The sequence below is a fragment of the Aequorivita xiaoshiensis genome, from assembly GCF_022008395.1.
In the GTDB taxonomy this organism is placed as follows: Bacteria; Bacteroidota; Bacteroidia; order Flavobacteriales; family Flavobacteriaceae; genus Aequorivita; species Aequorivita xiaoshiensis.
Genome location: NZ_JAIRBB010000034.1, coordinates 1 through 2,488 on the forward strand (window position 1 = coordinate 1; position 2,488 = coordinate 2,488).

Annotated in this window: 3 protein-coding genes; all 3 read left to right on the top strand. The window is 31.8% G+C overall.

Going from position 1 to position 2,488, the window contains the following annotated elements:
• Positions 1-146: 146 nt before the first annotated feature.
• The 3 genes from K8344_RS13765 (at position 147) to K8344_RS13775 (ending at position 2,248) form a co-directional block, all read left to right on the top strand.
• Positions 147-812: a hypothetical protein gene (locus K8344_RS13765; protein WP_237609257.1), complete on the top strand. Its 666-nt coding sequence runs from the start codon at positions 147-149 to the stop codon at positions 810-812.
• A gap of 174 nt (positions 813-986) precedes the next feature.
• A complete protein-coding gene (locus K8344_RS13770; protein WP_237609258.1) occupies positions 987-1,556 on the top strand; it encodes a hypothetical protein in 570 nt (189 codons plus the stop codon).
• Positions 1,557-1,678: 122 nt separating this feature from the next.
• The gene (locus tag K8344_RS13775) at positions 1,679-2,248 is read left to right on the top strand and encodes a porin family protein (protein ID WP_237609259.1); all 570 of its coding nucleotides are present in this window, start codon (positions 1,679-1,681) and stop codon (positions 2,246-2,248) included.
• Positions 2,249-2,488: the final 240 nt, after the last annotated feature.

Sequence of the window (2,488 nt, forward strand, 5' to 3'; positions counted from 1 at the left end):
CACAACAATGTATATGAAAAATAGGCGAAAAAGTACTAATTGATATATTTTTGGCTTGTATCAAACTTTAGGTTAAGTCAAAAATTTAGAGCTTCATGATCGCCTACTTATCATATACGAAACGTTGCCAGTAATTTGACCAAATAATGAAAAAAACAATATTATTTCTTTTCCTATTTTCAATGATTACTTCTTGTAAGGAAAATAAAACTGAGAATAAAGCGAATTTAACAAAGACTCAAGAAAACGAAACTTTTGAAAACCAAGAATATATAAGCGAATTACAAGAAAAAATCCTAACTCAATATGACAGGATTCCAAAAATCTATTATGGCGACTTAAAGACAGACGGATACGGTTCTCCAGAGTTCAACGAGATAATGAAGAGTCTATCGGATTTGAGAAAAACCAATTACGGAAAAAAATTCTCGGACAGGATAAATATTTTTGAATTTAAAGTTTTGTATTTATATCAAGAAAACGAAAAGGCAATTCAAAAAATTAATAGAATTGATAATGAGGGCTCGGAAATTGAGAAAAACCTCTATCAAGGTGTATTTTATGAACTGACTGGAGATGAAAAAGTTGCTGCCCAAAAATATGAGACAGTTTATGAACTAATTAAAAAGAATGGAATATATGACTACAACTGTCAGAATTTTAACTTTATTCTAATTTTAGCAAGAAAAAATCTTTCGGAATTAAAGGATTGTAAGGTTCAAAATTTACCTAATGACTATTATCAAAAACTAAAAGAAGCAAATAGAAAGGAGCTATTATTTGATGCATTTTTCTATAGGGTTGAAATATAAAAACTACTGGCAACAATGTATAACCGCAATTACGGCGGATTCGACTGCGTCCGAATCCACTCGGAATTGCTAACGCCAGTGCTAAACCGAAAATTATCGCTAATTTAACCCGTAACTGACGGTTATACGAGACCGTTGTACCCAATTTGACGAGCAACATATGAAAGACTAAAAATGGAATTTTATAAAAGGATTATTGAAATAATTGATGCGAACCTGATTTATTGTCTGATTCCAATTGTTCTTATATTAATGGTTGTCGAACTAATTTTTAAAAATCGATTTGAAACGAAAAAAGCTCTAAATTTAATTCGTTGGACAATTATTATTTATACAATAATCACTTGGACTTTCTATCTAATGGGAATGGCTACAACTGAAAATCCAAATGAATATGCTTTTATTAACAGAGCGACTGGACCTTATGCTTGGGCATATTGGATAATGTTTTTAGGTGCTTTAATTTTACCTCTGACTTTATTTATAAGAAAATTAGCATCAAAGTTTTGGTATGTTTTATTAGTTGCATTCGGAATGAAAAGCGGAATGTATTTTGAGCGTTTTGTAATTATACTTACTAGTTTTCATCGAGATTACGGTACTGAATATTGGAATACTGGACTAATGGAATCTGCTTCGTACGGAATTGGAATATTCTTTTTGCAAGGTTTAGTAATTGTAATGTTGACATTGGGAATATTTGAAATAATAAAAAGAAAAAAAACTGGGTACAACACCGTATAAAATTAATTGCTTGGTACGAGCCTACTTACGAAAATCCGCGAGGATTTTCTATTCGGTTTGTATTTGCTAAATTCGTTACTAAACCACGCAACTAATCTTATACAATACCGTTGTAACACATTATGAAAAAAACTTTAATACTATTAATAATAGTCCTGACTTCAAATTTAGCTGAAGCACAGTTTATAAAAGAAAAATCAATAAATGCCCAAATTGGATATGGATTGAGCGCACCGAATAATAGTGTTGACGAAGTTGTTGATGACGGATTTTTTGCACAAGGAGAATTAGTTCTTAAGGTAAAATCCTGGATTGAATTTAGACCTTATGCAGGTTTTATATTGACAAGCTCAAATGGAGAAGACCTCAATGGTAATCCAACTAATGAAAAAGCTAAATCAAAAGCATTCCTACTTGGGGGAAAAGCAAGAGTTAGAGCACCAATTCCTTGGGTAGCACCTTATATAGAAATTGGAATTGGAACTTCCATCGGAAAATTTGAAACGATTACTGCATTTGATAACATAGACAAAAGCGGAGTCATTTATCATATACCGTTTTCGATTGGGCTTGAATTAGGAAAAAATAATAATGTTGATTTAGGATTTACTTATTATTTTCAACCATCAGTTGAACAATACGCTGGAGCATTTGCGGTTGGAATTACATTTCCTCTAAATAATAAAAAATAACGTGTTACAACAATGTATAACCGCAATTACGGCGGATTCGACTACGCCCGAATCCACGCGTAATTGCTATCGTCTGTGTTTATCCGAAAAACATTAAATTTAATCCCGTAACTGACGGTTATACGAGACCGTTAGGCAACATTTGAAAAAAAATTCTGCAAACATTCAAAAATATGCTTATCTTTGACGTTAGTAACGTAAAAAGATATGATATTATCCTTTGGTTCAAAAGAAACCGAA